Annotated in this window: 21 protein-coding genes and 1 tRNA gene; 14 read left to right on the top strand and 8 right to left on the bottom strand. The window is 40.8% G+C overall.

The annotated features are described in order from the left end of the window. The first annotated feature begins 84 nt into the window (after positions 1-84). From CPRO_RS01035 to putP, 7 genes are all read left to right on the top strand, one after another. The gene (locus CPRO_RS01035) at positions 85-468 is read left to right on the top strand and encodes a hypothetical protein (protein WP_066046843.1); all 384 of its coding nucleotides are present in this window, start codon (positions 85-87) and stop codon (positions 466-468) included. After that, positions 465-1,148: a TIGR01906 family membrane protein gene (locus CPRO_RS01030; RefSeq protein WP_066046841.1), complete on the top strand. Its 684-nt coding sequence runs from the start codon at positions 465-467 to the stop codon at positions 1,146-1,148. The genes CPRO_RS01035 and CPRO_RS01030 overlap by 4 nt, the downstream gene beginning before the upstream one ends. 1 nt (position 1,149) lies before the next feature. Beyond that, entirely contained in the window at positions 1,150-2,148 is a 999-nt protein-coding gene (locus CPRO_RS01025; RefSeq protein WP_066046839.1) for a hypothetical protein, read from the top strand. Continuing rightward, the gene (locus CPRO_RS01020) at positions 2,141-2,545 is read left to right on the top strand and encodes a GerW family sporulation protein (RefSeq protein WP_066046838.1); all 405 of its coding nucleotides are present in this window, start codon (positions 2,141-2,143) and stop codon (positions 2,543-2,545) included. Before CPRO_RS01025 ends, CPRO_RS01020 begins: the two co-directional genes overlap by 8 nt. A gap of 31 nt (positions 2,546-2,576) precedes the next feature. Beyond that, positions 2,577-3,785: a Card1-like endonuclease domain-containing protein gene (locus tag CPRO_RS01015; RefSeq protein ID WP_159430654.1), complete on the top strand. Its 1,209-nt coding sequence runs from the start codon at positions 2,577-2,579 to the stop codon at positions 3,783-3,785. 13 nt (positions 3,786-3,798) lie between these two features. Then, complete coding sequence (locus CPRO_RS01010; protein ID WP_066046834.1) at positions 3,799-4,398, top strand: TetR/AcrR family transcriptional regulator; 600 nt, start codon at positions 3,799-3,801, stop codon at positions 4,396-4,398. Positions 4,399-4,742: 344 nt separating this feature from the next. Then, positions 4,743-6,293, top strand: a complete 1,551-nt coding sequence (putP, locus tag CPRO_RS01005) for a sodium/proline symporter PutP (RefSeq protein ID WP_066046832.1) — start codon at positions 4,743-4,745, stop codon at positions 6,291-6,293. A 487-nt stretch (positions 6,294-6,780) separates the two neighbouring features. Here putP and CPRO_RS01000 read toward each other — a convergent pair whose 3' ends face one another. The 4 genes from CPRO_RS01000 to CPRO_RS00985 form a co-directional block, all read right to left on the bottom strand. Beyond that, positions 6,781-8,508 carry a phospho-sugar mutase gene (locus tag CPRO_RS01000; RefSeq protein WP_066046830.1) on the bottom strand — a complete coding sequence of 576 codons (1,728 nt, stop codon included), beginning with the start codon at positions 8,506-8,508 and terminating at the stop codon, positions 6,781-6,783. A gap of 15 nt (positions 8,509-8,523) precedes the next feature. Beyond that, a complete protein-coding gene (locus tag CPRO_RS00995; RefSeq protein WP_066046828.1) occupies positions 8,524-9,948 on the bottom strand; it encodes a PEGA domain-containing protein in 1,425 nt (474 codons plus the stop codon). A gap of 426 nt (positions 9,949-10,374) precedes the next feature. After that, positions 10,375-11,361: a protein kinase family protein gene (locus tag CPRO_RS00990; protein ID WP_066046825.1), complete on the bottom strand. Its 987-nt coding sequence runs from the start codon at positions 11,359-11,361 to the stop codon at positions 10,375-10,377. 166 nt (positions 11,362-11,527) lie between these two features. Further along, positions 11,528-11,600 (bottom strand) — tRNA-Lys (locus CPRO_RS00985). A gap of 284 nt (positions 11,601-11,884) precedes the next feature. On the opposite strand from CPRO_RS00985, the gene CPRO_RS00980 reads away from it, so the two are divergent. Then, the gene (locus CPRO_RS00980; RefSeq protein WP_066046823.1) at positions 11,885-13,090 is read left to right on the top strand and encodes a CCA tRNA nucleotidyltransferase; all 1,206 of its coding nucleotides are present in this window, start codon (positions 11,885-11,887) and stop codon (positions 13,088-13,090) included. A gap of 248 nt (positions 13,091-13,338) precedes the next feature. Here the strand turns inward: CPRO_RS00980 and CPRO_RS00975 are convergent, their stop codons facing one another. Together CPRO_RS00975 and thyA are read right to left on the bottom strand one after the other, a co-directional pair. Beyond that, on the bottom strand, positions 13,339-13,827 hold the full coding sequence (locus tag CPRO_RS00975) for a dihydrofolate reductase (RefSeq protein ID WP_066046821.1): 489 nt from the start codon (positions 13,825-13,827) through the stop codon (positions 13,339-13,341). A gap of 13 nt (positions 13,828-13,840) precedes the next feature. After that, the gene (gene thyA, locus CPRO_RS00970) at positions 13,841-14,671 is read right to left on the bottom strand and encodes a thymidylate synthase (protein ID WP_066046819.1); all 831 of its coding nucleotides are present in this window, start codon (positions 14,669-14,671) and stop codon (positions 13,841-13,843) included. A gap of 293 nt (positions 14,672-14,964) precedes the next feature. On the opposite strand from thyA, the gene CPRO_RS00960 reads away from it, so the two are divergent. The 6 genes from CPRO_RS00960 to CPRO_RS00935 all read left to right on the top strand — a co-directional run bounded on the left by CPRO_RS00960 (position 14,965) and on the right by CPRO_RS00935 (position 20,857). Beyond that, entirely contained in the window at positions 14,965-16,197 is a 1,233-nt protein-coding gene (locus tag CPRO_RS00960; protein ID WP_066046815.1) for an ABC transporter substrate-binding protein, read from the top strand. A 194-nt stretch (positions 16,198-16,391) separates the two neighbouring features. Next, positions 16,392-17,279 (top strand): branched-chain amino acid ABC transporter permease, encoded by an 888-nt coding sequence (locus tag CPRO_RS00955; protein WP_066046813.1) that lies wholly within the window; start codon positions 16,392-16,394, stop codon positions 17,277-17,279. Between the two features lie 3 nt (positions 17,280-17,282). After that, entirely contained in the window at positions 17,283-18,371 is a 1,089-nt protein-coding gene (locus CPRO_RS00950; protein WP_066046810.1) for a branched-chain amino acid ABC transporter permease, read from the top strand. A gap of 28 nt (positions 18,372-18,399) precedes the next feature. After that, positions 18,400-19,206 carry an ABC transporter ATP-binding protein gene (locus CPRO_RS00945; protein WP_082754388.1) on the top strand — a complete coding sequence of 269 codons (807 nt, stop codon included), beginning with the start codon at positions 18,400-18,402 and terminating at the stop codon, positions 19,204-19,206. Position 19,207: 1 nt separating this feature from the next. Continuing rightward, positions 19,208-19,912, top strand: coding sequence for an ABC transporter ATP-binding protein (locus tag CPRO_RS00940; protein WP_066053571.1), 705 nt, complete (start codon positions 19,208-19,210; stop codon positions 19,910-19,912). A gap of 126 nt (positions 19,913-20,038) precedes the next feature. Further along, entirely contained in the window at positions 20,039-20,857 is an 819-nt protein-coding gene (locus tag CPRO_RS00935) for a MerR family transcriptional regulator (protein ID WP_066046806.1), read from the top strand. Positions 20,858-21,007: 150 nt separating this feature from the next. Here the strand turns inward: CPRO_RS00935 and CPRO_RS00930 are convergent, their stop codons facing one another. Both CPRO_RS00930 and CPRO_RS00925 read right to left on the bottom strand, forming a co-directional pair. Continuing rightward, positions 21,008-22,363, bottom strand: coding sequence for an MATE family efflux transporter (locus tag CPRO_RS00930; RefSeq protein WP_066046804.1), 1,356 nt, complete (start codon positions 22,361-22,363; stop codon positions 21,008-21,010). A 79-nt stretch (positions 22,364-22,442) separates the two neighbouring features. After that, the gene (locus CPRO_RS00925; protein WP_082754173.1) at positions 22,443-23,090 is read right to left on the bottom strand and encodes a LysE family translocator; all 648 of its coding nucleotides are present in this window, start codon (positions 23,088-23,090) and stop codon (positions 22,443-22,445) included. Between the last annotated feature and the right edge of the window lies 1 nt (position 23,091).

The following is a 23,091-nucleotide window of genomic DNA, read 5'->3' as shown; positions in this document are numbered from 1 at the left end:
GATTTGCTTTGCAAAACGGGCTTTTGAACTAAAATAAATAATTACAAATCCATAGCATTTCTTATAAAAATGGAGTGCTGTTTATTGTGTATTTTCTTTTCCCATTTATTCTGCTATAATATTTCTAAGAAATGGAAGGAAGGCGGCGATGGCAGATTGAAGTTAGCGGAAGAACTATTTGTGGCAGAAAATATCAGCGACTTGGAAACAGTGGTTTATGCCTTAAAGAAAAATATTCCTATGCCCCGCCTGTATTGCATCCTTTTTAGATATGAAAAAAAGCGGTATGAAATCATTTCCTCATGGCAATTATGCAAGGGACGGTTCCCTCAGACTGAAAGCATCATCGTGGGTGTTGCCAACGGCAGACGGGAAACCTATGAGCTTATGGCCTATATTTTAGAGGAAGCAGTAAAGGAGCAAAAGGATCTATCAAATCCTAAAACGTGGATAGAGGGGATTGAATGACGGCGCTTTATAAAGGAATGGGCTTTTTCACAGGCATCGCACTTATGGTTATTTTACTAATCAGTTCCACGGAGTTTGTGGCTTATTACATGAACGGTTATTTTGAAAAAGAATATACAAAATATCAGGTTACGGAAGAAATTTCTATTGAAATGGACGATTTGCTCAATGTAACCGATGAAATGATGGACTATTTAAAAGGTAATCGTGAAGACTTGGTGATTTATACAAAAATTGGAAATACAGAACGTGAGTTTTTTAATGCCAAGGAAAAAAAACATATGCAAGATGTGCGGAAATTGTTCCTTGATGCCCAGAAAATACGCTTTGGAGCAATTCTATTTACGATTCTTGTTTCAGTGTGGCTGTTGTATTTGAAAAAAGGTCGCTATCTTCTCAAGGGAATTCAATGGGGCATCTTTGGTTTTATGACTTTAATCGGAATATTGGCAGGGCTTATGGCCTATAATTTCAATCGGTATTTTACACTGTTTCATCTTTTACTTTTTAATAATGATGATTGGATTTTAAACCCAAATACGGATTTACTGATAAATATTGTACCCGAGGGCTTTTTTCGGGATACCGCTTTCTGGATTGCAGGGCTGTTCATTGCAGGTGCCCTTCTTATCTGGTTAATGGCTTGGATTTTGTTAAAGGGCATAAAGACAGGGGAATAACATGTTAGGCATACTATTGGCTGTATTAAAGTTCATAGGGATACTGCTTCTAAGCATTTTTCTGCTGCTTATTTTTGTCATTGCAGTGGTTTTGCTCTGCCCCATCAAATACCGCCTTGCAGGGGAAAAAAAAGAAACCCTCACAGGGGATTTTGCTGTTTCATGGCTGTTTGGCTTAATACGTATCATGGGAAATTATCTTTATGGAACAGAACCTGAGATCAAAGTGAAAATTCTTTGGTTTACCTTGGGTGAAAAAAGAAAGAAAAAAAAGGTACGAAAAAGAAAAACCCGCCCCAGCAATCAGCCAATAAAAACCGGGAAAACTGTTGTAGCAAGAGAAGCTGTTTCCTCAAAAAAATCCTCCTCTCAAGGGGTTTATATGGCTGAATCTGTTCCTACGCCGAAACAGGAAGAAGAACCAATTTCTGTGGAGGAACAACCCACAGAGACAACATCCGTTGAGGAGGTAGGTAAAGATACCCCCCCCACCCCTAGACCGAAGGTAAGACGGGTAAAAATTGCAGAAATACAGGAGAAACCCATTGTTTTTGAAACAGAGGATAAAGCGTTCTTTCTGGATGAAGAAGATATTACTGAGGAGGAGATCTCTAAAGGGGACAAGCTTCGTTCTTACTGGGATAAGTTCCAAGAAATAGAGGGTAAGCGGGAAATATTTCAGGCGGCAAAAAAATTGCTGAAACGGCTGATTAAGGGCATTCTGCCAAATCATCTTATGGTGAAAGCCACCATCGGTTTAGGCGAACCCAATTATACCGGGTATTTTATGGGTTTGGTAGGCATCTTAACTGCAAAGTTTGGCAAGAATATTCAGGTAAAGGCGGATTTCACCAGACTTGTTGCAGAGGATATCCAGGTAAGCATAAAGGGCAATATCTTATTTGGCTATTTTTTGTATAGCCTTATGGCATTTATTTTGACAAAACCAGTACGCAGAATTTTAATCAAACTTTGGAAAGGAAGAAAACAAAATGGGTAAAGATTTTAAGGAATCTGTAGACGTACTTTTTAATAAAGTGGAAGATTTGGTTTCCACAAAAACCGTAGTGGGCGAGGCAATCACCATCGGCGATTTAACCCTTCTGCCTCTGATTGAAGTGGCGGTAGGCGCAGGCGCCGGTGCAAAGGAAAATGTCAACGCAGCCGGAGGCGTAGGTGCAAGAATCACTCCCTCTGCCGTTCTGGTCATTCAAAACGGAAGTGTACAAACCATCAATGTCAAAAATCAGGATGCTGTCAGCAAGCTGATTGACATGGCTCCAGGTGTGGTAAATAAACTAAACTTCGGGGCAGTTTTCGGAAACAGAGATAAAAAAGAACCTCAAGAAGATGTGAAATTTGAAGAAGAGGTCATCATCGAAGAGTTTGAAAAATAATCTTATGCAATTGAAACAAACTGGAAGGGAGATGGTTCCCACGGAACTTCTCATTGAATTTTATGATAAAGATGTTTTAAAGAACATTGTTGCACCGTTAACGCTGCGTCCTGAGAAAGTTCTTTACCTTTTTGATAATAATATGCAAGATATGATGGTTTTCTCAGCATTAAAAAAATGTTTGTCCCGAAATATCCCGGGCATCAAGGTGGAACACTTCCCCATTGATATTTCCTCCGTTGACAAAATTTCCCGCCAAATCAGTAGAGTTCTTGACCGTTTTAAGGTTGAAGAATGTGCCATTGATTTAACAGGGGGCAGTGAATTGATGCTTTTGGCTGGATATCAAGCAGGAACCAAGTTCAATCTTCCCCTCCTGCATACGGATCTGGCAAATAAAAGCATTACCAATTTATTGGATGACAGTATGGTGGCAAAAATAGTACCATTGACCTTGGAGGACTTTATTGACGCAAAGGGCGCCTGCTTTATCGGTGAATCCCACCGTCCCCCTTCTGAGGAACGTTTTTCGATAATCGAGGAAATGGCTCGATTTTTATTTGAACGCTTGACAGATTGGAAATATACCTGTAGCTTTATGCAGACCGTTGCCACCAGAACCCTCCCCCATGAACTTTTTATGGAGAGCAAATGGAACATACATATGAAAAACGGTAAGCCCGTTTATCCGGATCGGGTAATTTTAGAAAAATTTCAATGTATGGGCTTTATTCATAGTCTTCTGATAGAGGGAGAGTATGTTCAATTCGCCTTTCACTCTGTTGAAGATAAGCAGTACTGCATCAGCTACGGTGTTTGGCTTGAGCTTTATGTATATATTGCCGCAAAAAAAGCCGGTGTATTTCATGATGTAAAGCTAGGAACCATGATTGATTGGAACGCCTATGATAACATTACTGTGGCAGGAAACGAAATTGATGTGATCTTAATGGATGACTCCTTACCTGTATTTATATCTTGCAAACTGCGGGATGCGGATACAGCAGCGCTAAATGAGCTTTTGATTGCAAAAAAACGCCTTGGCGGCTGGTTTTCAAAAGGTATTATTATTACCTACGGCAAAGAAAGAAAAGGGAATACCGGCACCTATAAAAGAGCGCAAGAACTGGGTTTAGAGCTTCTAGATGCAACAGATATCATGGCGGAAGATTTCGGTCAACGCTTGGTAAAGGCCATACGGGAGCATGATTTGGTTAGTTTGAAATGGAAAAAGATTTAAGGAGAGGAACCACATGGGGAAAAAAAACAGCCGCAACACAAAAGGTAAAATTATTACAGCGGCTTGGAAGCTGTTTTATGAGCAGGGTTATGATGCTACAACCATTGAAGAAATTGTTGAAATGTCAGGCACCTCAAAAGGTTCTTTCTATCACTATTTCGGCGGAAAAGATGCACTGCTGGGCACCCTTTCAGAACTATTTGATAATAAATATCAAGAATTGATCCCCCAGTTAGATAGTCAATTAGACAGCTTTGATAAGCTCATGTTTTTGAATCAAGAGATGTTTCGCATGATTGACGACAGCATTTCTATGGATTTACTGGCAAGATTATACTCCTCACAGCTTGTTACCAGTGGACAAAAGCATTTACTGGATCACAATCGGGTTTATTATAAGTTATTGCGCCAAATTACATCTGAAGGGCAACAGCAGGGAGAATTGCGTTCTAACGTTTCCGTAAATGAATTTGTAAAGGCCTACGCATTGTGTGAAAGAGCCCTAATTTATGACTGGTGTATCTGCAACGGAGAATATTCCCTTTGCCAATATGCCAAGCAAATGATGCCTCTGTTTTTAGCAGGTTTTCGAGCAAATAAGACAGTTAATTAAAATGATTATTTTTGGAATTAAAAAAAATAACAAAAATATTCTAGTCAAAAATCCTTGAATTTACAAAGAATTTTTGACTTTTTTATTTTATAAGTATAATATATATTCTATACTTTATTCTGTATTTTAGTCTGATTTTTATTATGTTATAATGTTTTATCAATTGGAGTAATTCTACAACCATTTCAGATTTTCAATACTCTTTCGGAAAGTTATTAATGATAAGTAGATAAACTGGGTGAATGCCCACTTTCCAAATACATTTGCAATTATAAACTGTACGGCACATAAAATCTGAGGTTTCAAAAAAGGCTCCGCAACTTAAAAAGAAAGGATATGAACTTATGACATCAGCACAAATCTGCATCATGATTGCCATTACCATCTATTTGATGGCTATGGTTGCTATTGGAATCTATTGGTCCAAAAAGAATGAAAACGTAGGCGATTTTTATTTGGGAGGCAGAAAGCTTGGCCCTTTTGTAACAGCCATGAGTGCCGAGGCCTCTGATATGAGCAGCTGGCTTCTAATGGGTCTGCCGGGTGTTGCATACCTTTCCGGTATTGCAGATCCAGCATGGACAGCAATTGGTCTGGCCATTGGCACTTATATCAACTGGTTGGTGGTGGCCAAACGCATTCGTATTTATACCCATGAGGCAAATAATTCTATCACCCTGCCGGACTTCTTTTCCAGAAGATACCGGGATGATAAAAATATCCTCATGTGTATCGCCGCAGTGGTAATTATTATTTTCTTTATCCCCTACACAGCTTCCGGCTTCGCTGCCTGCGGTAAGCTATTTAGCAGCTTATTTGGGGTGGATTATCAAACAGCAATGATAATCAGTGCCATTGTTATTGTTGGCTACACAGCAACTGGCGGCTTTTCTGCCGCAAGCACAACAGACTTGGTGCAGAGTATCGTAATGACCATTGCACTATTTGTTGTTGTTATCTTTGGTATTCAGGTTGCAGGCGGTTTAGATGTAGTAATGGATAATGCAAGAGCCTTACCCGGTTACTTAAGCATGAATGCAATGTACAGCATTTCTGAGAACGCCGCAGCACCTTATGGTTTTTTGACAATCTGCTCCACAATGGCTTGGGGTCTGGGCTATTTTGGTATGCCTCATATTTTACTGCGTTTTATGGCGATTGAGGATACACAAAAATTAACGCTTTCCCGTCGTATTGCAACAGTTTGGGTAGTCATTTCCATGATTGTTGCCATCTTTATCGGTGTTGTTGGCTACAGTATGACTAAAGTTGGTGCGGTACCCGTTTTGGAAGGCTCCGCATCAGAAACGATTATTGTTCGAGTTGCTGACTTACTGAGTCATAGTGGTATTGCGACAGCCTTCCTTGCAGGCATCATCTTAGCGGGGATTTTGGCTGCTACCATGTCCACTGCGGATTCTCAGCTTTTAGCTGCATCCTCCAGTGCTTCTCACAACCTTCTGCAAGGCTTCTTTGGTATCAAAATGTCTGAGAAAAAAGCAATGAACATTGCCAGATGTTCCGTTGTCATCATCTCAATCATTGCCGCGTTTATTGCAAGAGATCCTGCAAGCTCTGTTTTTGCCATTGTTTCCTTTGCTTGGGCAGGCTTTGGTGCCGCATTTGGCCCTGTTGTACTGAGTGCATTATTCTGGAGACGTTCCAATAAGCAAGGCGCTTTGGCAGGAATGATTGCCGGTGGCGCAATGGTATTCATTTGGAAATACATGGTGAGACCTTTGGGCGGCGCTTGGAATATCTATGAATTGCTTCCCGCATTTGTGGTATCCTTTGCGGCAATCATTATCGTGAGTCTTTTGACCAAGGCACCTGAAAGAGAGATTACAGATGAGTTCGATCGGGTTAATATGCTTTGCAAAAAGAACGGTAAATAATATTAAACTTTAAAAGCCTGTGCCGAACAAATGGCACAGGCTTTTTATAAATACTCGTAGTTTCATAACAGTATTGTATACACCTACTTTTGCATCGTTTACCAGAATTTTAAAACTTTTTCAATTCTCATTTCAAATTTCTTTATTTCTTCTAAAATAATCCTCCTTGCAGATTGTCAATGTAATAAAATAATTATCCTATATGAACCTCTCTTATGAATTAAATGGTTACTTTGCATTCATGAGTACGCCCAGTTTCATTATTCTCACTGTATTATTAGGCTTTCTGTTCGTATCTTCCGCTTTTTTTATTTAAAAATGCCCAAATTATTTATATTTTAATTTCGTTACACAAAAAAGGATGTCGGCATTATCGACATCCTCAACAAGCAAAATGATTAAAATTAACCTTGTTTACAATCTAAACCATTTCATTTTAAATCAAAATAATCTTTGTATACAAAGTTCTAAAGTTCCAATTCCATAGTTAGATAGAAGCAAGTTTCTCATCCAAGTCTTTTGCAAGGGCAGAAAGCTTCTCTTTTGCTCCTTCTAAGCTTTCCCCTTTCACACCAATATAAAATTTCAGCTTGGGCTCAGTTCCTGAAGGACGAACGCACAGCCAAGTGCCATCCTCTAGGATATAATACAATACATCTGAAATGGGTAATGGACTTTTTTCTTCTTCCCCTGTTTTCAAGTTACGGAAAATCTGGGTTTTATAATCCCTTGCCCATACCACATCCTTGCCTCCAAAGGCCTTTGGTGTTGTTTCACGCAGAGAAGCCATGATTTTCTGAATTCTCTCTACGCCATCCAAGCCCTTTAACGTAATCGCCTTTACACCATCCAGATAATAGCCATATTTCTCGTATAACTTTTGCACTCCGTCATAAAGAGTCATTCCATTTTTCTTATAATAGGCCGCCATCTCACAAAGAAGTAACGTTGCCACCACTGCATCTTTATCCCTTGCGTAAGTGCCCGCCAAATACCCATAGCTCTCTTCAAAACCAAACAGATATTGATAAGCTCCTGTTTCTTCAAATTCCTTGATTTTCTCGCCGATAAATTTAAAGCCTGTCAGTACTTCAATTTTTTTAACACCATAGAAGTCACAAATAGGTTGAATCAATTCAGTGCTGACAATGGTCTTAATAACAACACCATTTTCAGGCAAAGTACCCTTCTCTGCCTTCTGAGAAAGAATATATTCTGTCAGCAGCGCACCCACCATGTTACCTGTCAGAACAACATATTCTCCCATGTCATCCTTTACCATGGCGCCAACACGGTCACAATCCGGGTCAGTTCCAACAATGATATCTCCGTTTTTTTCTTCAGAAAGCTTCTTCGCCAAGGTAAATACATTGGGATCCTCAGGATTGGGGTAGCCTACCGTTGTAAAATCGGGATCCGGTTCCTCCTGTTCAGGAACCACAAACACTTTTTTATATTTCGCTTTTTTTAAGACACGGCGCACAGGCTCGTTTCCTGAACCGTGAATGGGGGTATAAATAATGGTAAGGTTCTCCCCCATGTCCTCTGTAATTTCAGGACAAATACGTTGAGATAGCACCTGTTCATCAAAACAACGGTCAATCTCTTTGGCAATCGTATGATAAAGGCCCTTTTCCTCCGCCTCTTTTTGTTCCATCCTAAGAATCTGCCCATACTCTGTTACTGCATTAACCTCATCAATGATATCTGTATCTCTGGGTGCAACCACTTGGGCACCATCTGCCCAATACACTTTATACCCATTATATTCAGGAGGATTATGGCTTGCAGTAACCACGATACCCGCCGTACAGCCCAACCGTCTTACTGCGAATGAAAGCATCGGTGTAGGGCGTAATGAGGGGTAAACAAAAGCAGGAATTCCATTTGCCGCCAAAACTAAGCCTGCAATTCTTGCAAATTCAGGAGACATATGTCTGGAGTCATAGGCAATTGCCACACCCTTGGCCTGGGTGCCTTGTTTTTTGATATAATTTGCTAAGCCTTGGGTTGCCTTGCCTACGGTGTAAAAATTCATTCGGTTACTCCCCGTACCGATAATTCCACGAAGGCCGCCTGTGCCAAATTCCAATTCTTTATAAAACCGTTCCTTAATCTCTTTTTCATCCTCGGCAATCAGGCGAAGCTCCACCTTTGTGTCTTCGTCGATGGAAGGGTCAGCCAACCATTGGTGATATCTTTCCATATAATCCATACTCCCGCCTCCTCTTTATTCTCTTTCCAGTTCCACATTCATATGGCTTGAGCCACTGTTGACATTAATTACAGTGGAAAAGGATTGATACCCATTTTTCTCTACCCCAAGGCTATAACTGCCATAGGGGAGATTTAATTCCATGGGCGCAACACCCATGTCTTTCCCATCAATATAAATCTGAGCTCCATCCACATTGACGGAAATGCCAACAGAACCAAATTGAATATCTTTTTGCAAATTTGCATCAACAGACAGTGTATCCTTGTCCAGAACAACATGCTGGCTCCATTCTGTATAGCCATTTTTTAATATCACCACGTCATACTCTCCTAAGGGTAATACAGAGGGCACACTGCTATCCACCAAAGTTCCATTGATATAAAGCTTGTACCCCGTTACATTGGCGTTGATGATTAAAACCCCCACTTTTTCCTGTGCCTTTGAGAGGTCATATACATAAACTTCCCCTGTCTCCACAAAAATACTGTCTGTTCTTTCTTCAATATTATCACCTGAGACCGTAACCTTATGGGTTCCTTCCTTCAGAGGAATGCGCTCCACTTCTGCAAGGGGGACTGCTGCTGCTTCATCCAGCTGAAACTTCCCATTTACGATATTATCTTTATTCTCTATGGAGATATAGCCATGAAACTCTGCCACTTCTACAGACCATACAACATCTTCATAGCTTTTTAGAACCAGCACATCGCAAGCCTCCAAATCCTTAGGATTCAGTTCCTCGTGATTATACATAAAAATTGCCTGCTCTCCATAGCTAAATTTTTTCCCTTCTCCAAGCAGATTCTTTGAAGCGGTATCTGCTGTAAGCCCTGTCTCTTCCACAGTTTTTATTTTTCCGCCCTGATTCAAGGTTAATACAGTCTTGCCATCCTTATCCAAACCCACTAAAATAAGATCCCCTACACGAAGAGGAACATCCTTAACCCCTTGGCCTTGGGTATCAGTAAATTCTGTATCTTGCGTTACAAGGATGCTTTTATTGGCATTCCCCTTTATATCATAAACAATTAATTCACCACTGGCCAACGCCCCTTGAATCAAAACAGGGGTTTGCTCCTTGGCTAAATTTGGATTTCTATTTCCGGAAAAAAACAGGCCCCGCACCAGAGCAAAGCTGGCTATTGCCACAATTACTGCAACCACAGCAAGCATTGCCGCAGTCTTCTTATTCAAAAAGGGCTCTTCCACTTTTTTTCTTGGTGTCCCACGAGTAATCTCAGAAGGGCCATTAGGGGTGTTTCCAGTTGGCAAACGGTCAAACTTTTCAGACTCAAAGGCATCCAAAAATGCATCCTTGTCACCCAAGTCATCCTTAGGCTGATCATTTTCAAACTTCTTCATTTCCTTATTAATATCATCTAAACGAATCGTTTCATCAAATTCGTGCTCATCTTTTTCAAAGTGATAGTCTTTCACTAACTTCTCCTCCTTTGGGGAATTTTCAGACATACCTTACAGTACATTTTATACGTTTCCCCTATAAGTTGCAAGAAGAATTCGCAAAGCTCCTCTCCATAAGTTCCTGAAATATAAGAAAAAAATAAAAAGCCTCTTTGGTAAATTTGGACAGAAGAAAGCGAAAAAGCTATCAATCCAAGTACCCATGAGGCCTTACGTCACTGCCAACTCATTATTTTTTCTTCCTATATTTCCCAATGCTACATATCCTTAGGTTGTCCCCACCGGAAACATTTTCAGATTTTGATGGACTTCACTTGGAAAACACCTTGTTTCCCAAGTCAATCCATCCCTCTAAAATGGCTTTATTTATGGTTTGTGCTCTCTGTTTACATGCTATCACCCATGATATGAACAGATAAAACTCCCTGATCAAAGCCATTTTTAAACCCCTCGAATATAAGAGTACAGCTCTTTTGCCCGTCCCTCTTCCTCCGCCGCCAAAGCCAAACGTTCTTGCATAGCGGGAGAAACACAGGCTCTTCTTTTATTATAATACTCGTTAATTAAACGCAAAAATTTCTCAGGATAAATAACCAATGCTTGGAGCAGTACTTTTTCACCCTCCTCCAGAGGATTATTTTTTTGATATGCCTCAAGCATACCCACAACTCCATCTTTATCACCTTCCGTTTTTTTCATATAGCGTTTTAGATATGCTGCTAAATCCAATAACGGTATGTCACTGCTACATCCTTCAAAGCCACCCACAAACAGTTTTCCGCCATCTGATACCCTAAGATTTTCTCCCTTAAAGCTATGATGACAAAAGGTTCCTTCTCCCCTAGCCTTCTCAAACAAGGTGGAATAATTTGCTTCTGCCAAAAGGGCTTCTGCCTGCAAGGTCTGCTCCATATATGTATCGTAGTTATCAAGCACCAATAAATCTATGGCATCATAGCCCCCTTGTTTTTGAATGCGACGCTTAATTTTGGCAAGCTCCGCCCTTCTTTTTGCGAATTGTGCCGGCAAACGTTCTTTGTCCCATTGAACAAATCTGCTCTCTAATCCCTTTGCGCAAAGGTGCATTTTACCCAATGTTTCCGCGCCCCTGATGAAGGCCTCCTTTCCATCCTCCTCTAACGCTGCGGTGGGCAAAAGCTCCTCAAGAACATACACCGCTCCCTCCTTGACGAAGCAAGGCTGGCCGTCCATGGTATTATAAAACCTGCTTATCACAGTAAAGCCGTTTCCATAAAGACATTCCTTTACATCATGGGCATAACGGATGCCGTTCATTCGCTCCCTTGCCTTTTTCAATTCTCTTAGTCCTTTGTCCGTTTTGCAGACAAGACCTGTTCGGGTACGGGTTCCGCTGTAAAAACGAAGGCCATAACCCTCCCATAATATTTTTTCATATATTTCCTCCATATCCATTCCCCCTGCCGATTACGGACAAAACATTTCTGTACCATTCTATGGGGAAACAAACAGAAATATCCGTAAAAAAAAGAAAAACTCCCAAATCGGGAGTGTTTCAATGCAAAAAAGAAAAGCAGAACGACCTAGAATTACTCTAAGCCACTCTGCTTCGATATGCGCCCTCAGAGACTCGAACTCTGGACCCACTGATTAAGAGTCAGTTGCTCTACCAACTGAGCTAAGGGCGCGTATTTGTTGACTGCAAAAAATATATTATCACTACTTGTACCGTTTGTCAACGATTTCTGTCAAAAAATTTTTTATTTTTTTCATATATTATTTAAAGCTATCAATTAACTCTAATTTTCGGTATTTTTCGGCAATCTAAAAAAATCTGCGAAGGCTTTTTCTTTGTATTTTAGATTTTTATGGTATACTATGAAAGCATATTAAGTATTCCAAATGCTAGAATTTAATCTCTTAACGGGATTTTTTAAATACACTTTTCAGACTTTTTGAAGGGAGACTGTTTATGTTTTCAGTTGCATTGCCCCAGGATGTTTTATATATCATAAAAACGTTGAATCAAGCAGGCCACCAAGCTTACATTGTTGGAGGTTGTGTCAGAGATACCATTTTACACACCCAACCTAAGGATTGGGATATTACCACCTCAGCAAAGCCTGAGGAAACGAAAAAACTGTTTTCCCATACCTTTGACACCGGTATTCAGCATGGTACCATAACCGTTGTTTTAAATCATACCAATTATGAGGTAACCACCTATCGCATAGAGGGAGAATATGAGGATTGTCGTCATCCCAGTGGTGTAACCTTCACGAATAATTTGCAGGAGGATTTATTACGGCGAGACTTCACTATGAATGCCATTGCTTACCACCCAGAAGAGGGCTATCTGGACTTTTTTCACGGCATGGAGGATATTCAGTCAAAAACCATTCGAGGCGTAGGAGCGCCTGCTTTGCGGTTTCAAGAGGATGCTTTGCGCATGCTTCGCTGTGTAAGGTTTGCAGCACAATTGGGTTTTGATGTAGAAGAGGAAACCTATCAGGCCCTTTGCGAGAACAGAGAATTGATCAAAAAAATCAGCGTAGAACGGATTCATGACGAAATGGACAAACTATGGCTATGCCACCATGAAGATAAGATGCCCCTACTTTGGCAAAGCGGTCTCTTAACTGAAATTGATGAACAGCTTGCAAACCGCCTGATGCAACGAGAGCATGGCCTTTTAGAGGATCTCAAAAAAGCTCCAAAGGAGTCTGTTTTGCGTTGGACTATAGTTTTACAAGACTATTCCCCCCAAGAGGCAAAGGCTTTTTTAAAAAAACTCAAGTTTGACAATGATAGTTTAAAAAGAATCTGCATACTTCTTGAAAATATCAATCAGGCCCTACCCACCCTAGGGTATCCTTTAAGAGGACTTATCAGTAAGCTGGGGCTTGAAGCGGTGAGTCAGCTTATTATATTGCAAGAAATTTTGCGTCCTACAGCACCCTCTTTGCAGACGGCACAATGTCTGGATAAAATTATAGCAGACGGAGACTGCCTTACGTTAAAGGAATTGGCTGTGGATGGACAAATGCTCATGGAAATTGGTGTACCCAAGGGAAAGGAGCTAGGCAAGCTTTTATCTCTACTTTTGGACTTTGTGCATCAAAATCCTGAGAGAAACCAAAAAAATATCTTACTGGAAAAAGCAAGGGAGTTTATGTAAGGTCAAGTTCTCGGGACTCTGCCCTGAACCTTGCAATCTTAGAAACAAGTTCTCGAGACTTAGCCCCGAACCCCGCAAGCCTTTGTAAAGGCTTGACCCAAACTTTATATTTTCAAAAATTTGATTTATAATTGCATCGTGCATTAACTCACTTTATCAATCTTGACAGTACAAATAAAAAGGTGTACAAAAAGAACCTTTTTATAAAAGGGTGTCGACTTTGTCGACACCCTCACTTGTGATATTTATTATTTCTTTCTCTGATACAAAACAAACGTAAATTTCACACCGTTTTCTTCTTGCTCTTCTTCCTCAACAATCTCCCATTCAGGCATAGCATCCAAATTGGGAAAACGGGTATCTGCAGGAAAGGCTGCATGAATTTTCGTCACATACGCCTTCTGGCAAAAAGGCAAAAGCTGTTCATAAATACTTTCTCCACCTGCAACAAAAATTTCTTTTTCTTTAAATGACTCCAAAACGCTGGGTATCTCCGCTATGCTATGGCAAAGGGTAACACCCTCCGCCTGATATTCTAAATTATTAGTCAAAACAATATGTTCCCGATTGGGCAAGGGTTTTTTATTGGGGAAAGACTCTAAGGTCTTTCTTCCCAAAATCAATACATTCCCAGAGGTTATGGCACGAAACCGCTTCATGTCCCCCGAAATACGGCACAACAAATCCCCATCCTTGCCGATGCCCCATTGCTCATCTACCGCTACGATTACATTCATACCCTCACTCCTATCATATTGCCACAGGCACTTTTCCTATGGGCTTTCCATGCTGATAATCCTCTACGATAAAATCTGCCACTGTAAAATCATAAAAGTTCTTTATCTCTGGATTCAATCGCACCTTTGGAGCAGGATACTGCTCTCTTTCCATTAAATCTTGAATCATAGGCACATGCCTGTCATAAATATGCATATCACTGATTACATGAACCAGCTCTCCTGCCTTTAATCCGCTTACCTGAGCAAACATCATCAATAGAGCAGAATATTGCACCACATTCCAGTTGTTTGCCGCAAGGGTATCCTGAGAACGCTGGTTAAGTATTGCGTTGAGCTTGTCTCCCACCACGTTAAAGGTCATGCTGTAAGCACAAGGCTCCAGCCCCATTTCCATCAAATCCCCAAAGTTATAAATATTCGTCATGATTCGGCGAGAATAAGGAGTATTTTTCAACTGCCATAGCACATTATCTACCTGATCCATGGTGCCATGCTTGAAGGTATAGGGAACCCCAAGCTGATAACCGTAAGCTTTACCAATAGAACCATTTTCATCCGCCCAAGAATCCCAAATTTTACTGTTTAAATCATTGATATTGTTAGATTTTTTCTGCCAAATCCAAAGAATTTCATCGATGGCTGCTTTCCAATTTGTCGCTCTTAGTGTCAAAAGAGGGAACTCTTCAGAAAGATCATAACGATTCACAACCCCAAAGGTTTTTATGGTATATGCAGGGGTACCGTCTTCCCAATGGGGACGCACCTTTTCTTTTTCAGTAGAAAACCCATTTTCAAGGATTTCCTTGCAATTTTTGATAAAAATTTTGTCGGCTTTACTCATTTTTTCTCCTCCTATTCTGTAAATCCCTCAATCATTGAGGAGATTACCTTTTATTATAATAGAAAACCTTCTGTTTTTCTACCGCTGTCAATAAATTAATAATATATGTGTAAAACACAGCAAACCTATTTATTTTCTTGAAAAAAATCTTGTAAATATTGCCTAAGAACGTAAATTGTGGTACACTCAGGACAGCGATGCAAAACGCATATGTCCATTTGATGCGGACACGCATCGACAAAAATACACCTTTGCCCTCCACGGGCAAAAAAACTTAGGGAGGTAGTCGTATTATGAAAAAGTTCCTTGCTTTGACTTTGTCAGCTGCACTGATGCTGTCCTTGGCAGCTTGTGGTGGCGGCACAACCGGTGATGATGCTGCAAAAGATAACGCCGCAGCAACGGGTGTTGCAATTGAAGGCGACACAATCAAAATCGGTGTTTTCGAGCCTACAACCGGAGAAAATGGCGGTGGTGGCATGCAGGAAGTACTGGGTATGCGTTATGCAAACAAAGTAAATCCTACCGTTGACATTAATGGCACTACATACAAAATTCAATTAGTAGAGGTTGATAACCAGTCCGATAAAACAGCGGCGGTTACAGCAGCGCAGTCCTTAATCAGCTCCGGCGTTGTTGCAGTGCTGGGCTCTTACGGCTCCGGCGTTTCCATTGCCGCAGGACAAACCTTTGCTGATGCACAAGTTCCTGCAATAGGTGCATCCTGTACAAACCCTCAGGTAACCTTGGGTAACGATTTCTATTTCCGTACCTGCTTCTTAGATCCTTTCCAAGGTACCGTAATGGCTTCTTATGCAATTGAGAAGGGTTACAAAACCGCAGCTCTTGTAAGCCAGAACGGCGATGACTATTCCACAGGCCTTGCGGCATTCTTTAAGCAAGCATTTGAAGGCATGGGCGGCACCATTGTTGCAGATGAAACCTATCAGACAAATGAGTCTGATTTTAATGCAATCCTGACAACAATTAAAGGTGCAAACCCTGATTGTATCTTTGCGCCTTCCTCTATCGCTACTGCGACTCTGCTTCTGCCACAGGCACAGGCAAACGGCATTAAGGCACAGATTATTGCCAGCGATACATGGGAAAATGAAACCATCATCACTGCTGCTGGCTCTGCCGCAGAAGGGGTTGCTCTCTCCACATTCTTTGACGAGCATGATGAATCTAATCCTGTTGCAAAAGAATTTGTTGAAGGCTTCAAGGCTTACTTGAACGGCGATCCTCAGAACCTCACATTAAACGGTGGTTCCGACGGTGTTGCTGCTGTTTCCGCTTTGGGCTATGATGCATATATGTCCATCTACGAAGCGCTGAAGGCATTAGATGGCGCTGAAGCATTAAATTCCGTTGCTTTGCGTGATGCATTAAAAGCAGTATCCTTCAACGGCGTAACCGGTGCAATCTCCTTTGATGAAAACGGCGACGCTGTAAAGAATGTAGCTTACATCAAACAGATTAAAGATGGCAAGTTTAACTTCTTAAAAACACAGTCTGCTGAATAATAATTGTAAGAGATTGTTCTCTCAACAATTTTATAACAGTTCGCCGGGAGGAAGTTCGCCTCCCGGCAATTTTTCTTTCCAAACGGCTTGCTAAGGTTTGCAAAGGAAACCAAGGGCTAATCCTAATGGATACCTTCCCTTTTTAAACCTTTTCAAGCCGCACAATCAATTATCTTTGTCTGGAGGTTTTAACCATGACAGCAAATGCATTTTTACAATATTGTTTAACAGGTATTTCCATCGGCGGTATTTATGCCCTCATTGCCATTGGCTATACCATGGTATATGGCATTTTACGCTTAATTAACTTCGCCCATGGGGATATTTTCATGATGGCGGCTTATTTTATGATTTTTTCCATGGTAAATTTCGCTTTGCCCTGGTATTTGGCAATTATTGTGGTGATTTCTGCAACGGTAGCTCTTGGCGTATGTATCGAAAAATTGGCTTACAAGCCTTTAAGAAGCGCACCCCGTATGTCTATTATGATTTCAGCTATCGGTGTTTCCTACTTCTTGCAAAACGTGGCTACTTATTTATTCTCAGCTTTGCCAAAGCCCTATCCAACCATTGGCTTTTTGACAAAGACCATTTCCATTGGTGGAATTTCTACCTCGGTGGTAACTTTTATCACACCAATATTAACGCTGGGATTTGTATTTATTCTAATGCAGTTAATCAATCATACAAAAATCGGTATGGCCATGAGAGCCGTTTCTAAGGATTTTGAAACCTCTCAGCTTATGGGCATTAAAATTAACCGTGTCATTAGCATCACCTTTGTCATTGGCTGTTTTTTGGCAGCACTTGGTTCTATCCTTTATTTTACTCCCCGCCCCTCTGTATACCCCCTTGCCGGCTCACTACCGGGCTTAAAATGCTTTATTGCGGCAGTATTCGGGGGCATCGGCTCTATTCCCGGTGCAGTTTTGGGCGGGTTTATCATCGGCCTTTCAGAAACCTTTATTAAGGCGGCAGGCTATTCTGAATTTAGCGATGTATTTACGTTTATTTTACTCATCGTCATTTTACTAATTAAGCCAACAGGTTTGTTTGGCGAAAAAATAACTGAGAAGGTGTAAAACATGACAGAAAAAAAGAAAACCCAATTGAAAATCCTTTTTTCCGTGATTGCCCTTTTGATCTGTGCAGGTGTTTTGTATTATGTAAATCATTTTACTAAGCCTACCTTCATGCTTCGCACTGTATTGCAATTAGGCGCAATCTATGCCCTTGTGGCAGTTTCTATGAATTTATTAAACGGTTTTACCGGTTTATTTTCCCTTGGGCAGGCAGGCTTTATGGCAGTTGGCGCATATACCTTTGCCATCTTTACTATTCCCGCTAAAAGTCGCCCAGGGGTATACTATCTTTACGGCGTTGCCGATTGGCTTTCCAATCTTCAAGTGCCCATTTGGGCAGGACTAGTTTTGGCAGGCCTTGTGGCGGCGATCCTAGCGGCAATCATCGGTGCTCCTGTACTCCGCTTAAAAAGCGATTATTTCGCCATTGCAACATTAGGATTTGCAGAAATCGTTCGTATTATTGTAGGTAGTTCCCCGATGAATCGTGTCACCAACGGCTCCTTAGGACTAAAGCTGATTCCCAAGTTCCCTAACTTTTATTTTCCATTTATCGTTGTAGGAATTTGCATTCTCGTTGTTTGCTTACTCATTCGTTCCTCCTACGGGCGCTCCTTCAAAGCTATCCGAGAGGACGAAATTGCCGCTGAGGCAATGGGCATTAACCTTGCAAAGCATAAACAGCTTTCCTTTATCATTAGCTCCTTTTTTGCAGGGGTTGGCGGTGCGTTAATGGGTATGTATCTGGGGGCAATCACCTCAACAACTTTTAATATTACGTTAACCTATAACATTCTGCTGATTGTTGTAATTGGCGGTATGGGGTCCGTTACGGGCAGTATCATTTCTTCTCTTTTGGTTATTGCCGCAAGGGAGTGGTGGCTGCGTTTCTTAGATATGGAGACCTTTATCGGTAGCTTTAAGGTTCCTCTGCTAAAAAACGGCTTCCGTATGGTGGTTTTTTCTGTCATTTTAATGCTTGTCGTGTTGTTCTTCCGCCGTGGCATCATGGGAATGAAAGAATTCAATTGGGATTTTATATTAAATCGACTGGATAAAAAGAAAAAGGTAGGAGGTGAGGGCTGTGAGTGAAAAAGTTCTTTCCGTACAAGATGTTACCATGCAATTTGGTGGTGTTGTGGCAGTAAATAACCTATCCCTAGAGGTACATAAGGGAGAAATTGTTTCTCTCATCGGCCCAAACGGCGCCGGAAAAACAACAGCCTTTAATGTTATCACCGGTGTTTATGCACCAACCAATGGCAGTGTAGACTTTGAAAATAAGCTTATCATCTCCAACTACCCCAAAGGTAAAATGGAAAAAATGTATGCAGGGATAAATAAGGGAAAATACAAAAAAGTATTGGAACCAACCCCTGATAAAATTACAAATTTGGGCATCGCCCGTACCTTTCAAAACATCCGTTTGTTCAAAGAGCTCACCGTTTTGGAAAATGTATTGATTGCAAAGCATATGCGCATGAAGGCCAATGTTTTTGCTGATACCTTCCTCCTAAATTGGAAGGAAGAAAAGAAGATGAAGGAGGATTCTCTGGAGCTTTTGCGCATTCTGGACTTATATGACCTAAAGGACGAAAAATCCAGCTCCCTCCCCTATGGGAAACAACGTCATTTGGAAATTGCCCGTGCTTTGGCAACCAAACCGTCTCTGCTTTTATTGGATGAGCCTGCCGCAGGGCTGAATCCCCAAGAGACTGACGAATTAACTGCCTTTATCAAAAAAATCAGAGATCAATTTCATCTTACGGTTTTTATGATTGAGCACCATATGAATCTGGTAATGGATATTTCCGATCGTATCTATGTAATCGATTTTGGTAAAATGATTGCAGATGGCACACCCAATGAAATTCAGAATAATCAAAGGGTTATTGATGCTTATTTGGGGGTGGCTGAAGATGAGTAATATATTGGAAATCAAAAACTTAGTGGTCTCCTACGGAGGCATTGAGGCTGTAAAAGGCATTCATATGACTGTGCCGGAAGGAGAAATCGTAACCTTAATTGGTGCCAACGGTGCGGGAAAATCCACTACACTAAAGTCCATTTCCGGCTTGGTGAAGCCGAAGCAAGCTTCTATTCTCTATAAAGGAAAGGAAATTGTAGGGCAGTCTCCTGACTTTATAGTCTCTCAAGGTATCACCCTTGTTCCTGAGGGACGTAGAGTGTTTCCTAACCTCACTGTAATGGAAAACCTAAAAATAGGGGCTTATTTGCGCAAAGACAATCTAAAAGACGATTTAGAATATGTTTTCAGCCTATTCCCCCGCTTAAGGGAGCGAGAATGGCAAATGGCAGGCACCCTTTCCGGTGGTGAACAGCAAATGCTGGCAGTGGGACGGGCGCTAATGAGTAAACCGAAGGTGATTATGATGGATGAACCCTCATTGGGCTTGGCACCTTTGGTGGTAAGAGATATTTTTAATATCATTCAGACAATCAATCAAGAGGGCATTACTGTTTTATTAATAGAGCAGAACGCAAACATGGCTTTAAAAATCGCCCACAAGGCTTATGTTATTGAAACAGGTAACATAACCAAGGAAGGAACCGGTGCTGAGCTTTTGGCAAATGATGAAATCAAGGAAGCATACCTTGGCAAAACAAAATAATACCTATCCCTTTGGTCTGTATCAATCACCAAAGGGAATTTTTTTAAAAAATACCTATTGACTCTCACATTATGTGATACCTTATACTGAATCTGAGCTCAAAAATAACCCGCGTGAGGTGATAAAATGCTTAAAATTGGTGTGTTTTCAAAACTATCAAGAATCAGCATACGAATGCTGCGCCATTATGACGAAATAGGACTATTGGAACCAAAAACCATTGACTCCGAAAGCGGTTACCGCTATTACAGTGAGGCGCAACTCCCTATTGCAGAAAGAATTACTTCTTTGAAACAAATGGGGTTTTCTTTAGCAGTTATTAAGGAAATCGTCGAAAACTTTGATAATGCCCAGGCCTTTGCCCAATTGCTGGCTGTGAAAAAAGCAGAGGTCATGGAGGAGGCTGAGGATATTCGCCGCCGATTGGTTCTTTTGGAAACAACCATAGCCAAACTCAGAAAGGATGAATCAGCTATGACTTATAGTGTATCATTAAAAGAAATGCCCGAAAGATATGTGGCAAGCGTTAGACAAATTATCCCCGCCTATGACCAAGAAGGAATGCTTTGGCATACCCTAATGGCGGAAACCGCACCCCTTCAAATTCAGGATACAGAACCCTGTTATACACTGGCTATTTTTCATGACGGTGAGCATAAGGAATCCGATGTGGATGTGGAGGTGCAAAAATCTGTGAAAGGAACGTATCCCAACACAGAGCACGTTGTATTTAAAACCGTTCCTCCCGAATTAATTGCTTCTGCCACCTATCAAGGTAGCTATGAAAAAATCAGCGAGGTAAATGAGGCTGTTGCAAATTGGGTAAGAGACAATGATTATGAATTTAACGGTCTCTCTTTCTCCATTTATCACATCAGCCCTCATGAAACCTCAGATAGTAGTCAGTGGGTAACTGAGGTTTGCTATCCCGTGAAAAAGAAATAAGCAATTTATTTTAAGTCTAACCAAAGCAATACCTCTTCCGTAGAACCGCTGGGATATCTTTGTTTCTATTAAAAATAGGGAGTTTCATGGTTTTCAGTCATGAAGCTCCCTGTTTCATTGATAAAAATAGATTAAAGTTCCGTTTCCAATCTAAATACAGTGCATTTGCCATCTTGTGCCACGATAGCGGACAATGAAGAATATGGCTCTTACACACCAGTCAATAATCATGGCAATCCAAACGCCGTAAAGCCCCATTTGGAAATATACCCCTAAAATATAGCTGAATACAATTCGGAAAATCCACATAGAAAAAACGGACCAAACCATACAAAATTTTACATCGTTTGCAGCTCTGAGAGTATTGGCAAGGGAAAAAGCCTCAGGCCATATGATAATGGCGCAAATGCCATGGAGCCATGCAATTTCCGTTGTCATTTTCGTTGCCTCCGGTGATAGATGATACAGTATCAAAATCCACGGCAATGCAATCAAAATAATGGCATTGAAAACAAAAATCAGTATATGAATAAGCTTTAAAATCTTTCGAGTATAATATCTTACCATATCATAATCCCCCGCCCCAACACAGCGGGAACATACCGTCACAAGTGCCATACTTACCGCCATCCCAGGCATAATTTGGAACATAGCAATGATATTACCAACGGCATTTGCTGCAATGGCCGCCGTACCAAAAGAGGTTATCATACTCAGAACCAAGATTTTTCCCAATTGAAACATACTATTTTCCAAGCCATTGGGAATCCCGATAAAGGCAATCTTTTTCAACAATACCTTGTTTGGACGAAAGGAAAAAGGTCTGGAAAGGTGAAGGGTATGTTCCTGTCCTCGTAAGAGAAGGATAATCCCCAGGGCAGCAACAATACGGGAAACCAGTGTAGGAATAGCGGCTCCCATAACACCCATTCCAAAGCCAAAAATTAAAACTGCGTTTCCCCCAACATTGATTGTATTCATGAGAACAGAAAGGTACATAGGAACCCTTGAATTACCCATGGCACGAAAAATTCCCGCCCCTGCATTATAGAGAGCAATAAAGGGAATGGACGCAGTAACAATCATCAAATATGTTTTTGCACTTTCCATTACATTTGGCTGAATTTTACCAAAAATATTATGTAAAATCAAATTCCTTGTAAGGTATATTCCTACTGTAATCAGAATAGAGGAAACCGCTGTTAAAATCACAAGCTGATCCGTGGCCTGACAGGCTTTTTCTCGATTATTTTGCCCAAGAAATTGTCCTGCAACTACAGCCCCTCCCGTGGCAAGGGCTCCAAATAAAAAAATGACCAATACAAAAATATTATCCACCAAAGAAACTCCGGAAACGGCGTGCTCACCAACGCTGGCCACCATGATTGAATCGGATAGTCCCACCAGAATCGCCAAAAATTGCTCTATGATGATAGGCACAATCAGTCTTTTTAAATCTTTATTGGTAAATAAATAGCTCCTTTTTTCTTTTGTTTCCGAAATCATTCCCATAGCTCCTCACTGCAATACTTCTTATTTTATTTTTATAACGGACTCCCTCATGAAAAGAACAAAAATTTTGATGTTACAGGAATAAAGATGCGGCGCAATAAACCAAAAGCAACGCCATAATACCATTCAATAGCTTTTTATTTCTATCAAAAAAACTACGAAATACAGAACCAAAAAGTACCCAGCAACCACAGCTTAATAAAACAACTATCCAGTTAAACACAAGTACAACCAAAAAAGCTTTGATTGATTGGTCATAAGGAAAAACAAAATTAGAAATTAGGGTTATTCCAAATAACAAACCCTTTGGATTCACAAACTGAAGCATCACCGCTGTGAAAAACCCCCGTGTATCTAATTGGCGTCCGCCTTCTTTTGCCGCCTTGGGCTTGTCTCTCCATATCACCCACGCCAAATAAAGTATGTAAGCCGCACCAAAAATCGTCATGATTTGAACTATTTTCGGAATATAGCGAAACAAAAATAGATTACATAAAATGCTGCAAATCAAAATCAAAGAAAAACCCGTTGCCACCCCTGCACAAAAAGGCAGGCTTTTTTTCACACCATATTTGGCACCATTGTTCATGCACATGATATTATTAGGCCCTGGTGTAATACAGGATACAAATACATATGAAATAAAAGCAAAAATATGAACCAATTCACTCATCCTTTTTATATAAAACAAAAACTGCCCGCTAGGGAGCAGTCTTTTCATG

The sequence above is a fragment of the Anaerotignum propionicum DSM 1682 genome (assembly GCF_001561955.1).
Classification (GTDB): Bacteria; Bacillota; Clostridia; order Lachnospirales; family Anaerotignaceae; genus Chakrabartyella; species Chakrabartyella propionicum.
This window is presented reverse-complemented; position numbering and strand designations above follow the sequence as displayed.

Coding starts and splice junctions, on each gene's coding strand:
- CPRO_RS01030 (WP_066046841.1), top strand. CDS start 465: ATGACGGCGCTTTATAAAGGAATGGGCTTTTTCACAGGCATCGCACTT.
- CPRO_RS01025 (WP_066046839.1), top strand. CDS start 1,150: ATGTTAGGCATACTATTGGCTGTATTAAAGTTCATAGGGATACTGCTT.
- CPRO_RS01020 (WP_066046838.1), top strand. CDS start 2,141: ATGGGTAAAGATTTTAAGGAATCTGTAGACGTACTTTTTAATAAAGTG.
- CPRO_RS01015 (WP_159430654.1), top strand. CDS start 2,577: ATGGTTCCCACGGAACTTCTCATTGAATTTTATGATAAAGATGTTTTA.
- CPRO_RS01010 (WP_066046834.1), top strand. CDS start 3,799: ATGGGGAAAAAAAACAGCCGCAACACAAAAGGTAAAATTATTACAGCG.
- putP (WP_066046832.1), top strand. CDS start 4,743: ATGACATCAGCACAAATCTGCATCATGATTGCCATTACCATCTATTTG.
- CPRO_RS01000 (WP_066046830.1), bottom strand. CDS start 8,508: ATGGATTATATGGAAAGATATCACCAATGGTTGGCTGACCCTTCCATC.
- CPRO_RS00990 (WP_066046825.1), bottom strand. CDS start 11,361: ATGGAGGAAATATATGAAAAAATATTATGGGAGGGTTATGGCCTTCGT.
- CPRO_RS00980 (WP_066046823.1), top strand. CDS start 11,885: ATGTTTTCAGTTGCATTGCCCCAGGATGTTTTATATATCATAAAAACG.
- CPRO_RS00975 (WP_066046821.1), bottom strand. CDS start 13,827: ATGAATGTAATCGTAGCGGTAGATGAGCAATGGGGCATCGGCAAGGAT.
- thyA (WP_066046819.1), bottom strand. CDS start 14,671: ATGAGTAAAGCCGACAAAATTTTTATCAAAAATTGCAAGGAAATCCTT.
- CPRO_RS00960 (WP_066046815.1), top strand. CDS start 14,965: ATGAAAAAGTTCCTTGCTTTGACTTTGTCAGCTGCACTGATGCTGTCC.
- CPRO_RS00955 (WP_066046813.1), top strand. CDS start 16,392: ATGACAGCAAATGCATTTTTACAATATTGTTTAACAGGTATTTCCATC.
- CPRO_RS00950 (WP_066046810.1), top strand. CDS start 17,283: ATGACAGAAAAAAAGAAAACCCAATTGAAAATCCTTTTTTCCGTGATT.
- CPRO_RS00945 (WP_082754388.1), top strand. CDS start 18,400: ATGCAATTTGGTGGTGTTGTGGCAGTAAATAACCTATCCCTAGAGGTA.
- CPRO_RS00935 (WP_066046806.1), top strand. CDS start 20,039: ATGCTTAAAATTGGTGTGTTTTCAAAACTATCAAGAATCAGCATACGA.
- CPRO_RS00930 (WP_066046804.1), bottom strand. CDS start 22,363: ATGATTTCGGAAACAAAAGAAAAAAGGAGCTATTTATTTACCAATAAA.
- CPRO_RS00925 (WP_082754173.1), bottom strand. CDS start 23,090: ATGAAAAGACTGCTCCCTAGCGGGCAGTTTTTGTTTTATATAAAAAGG.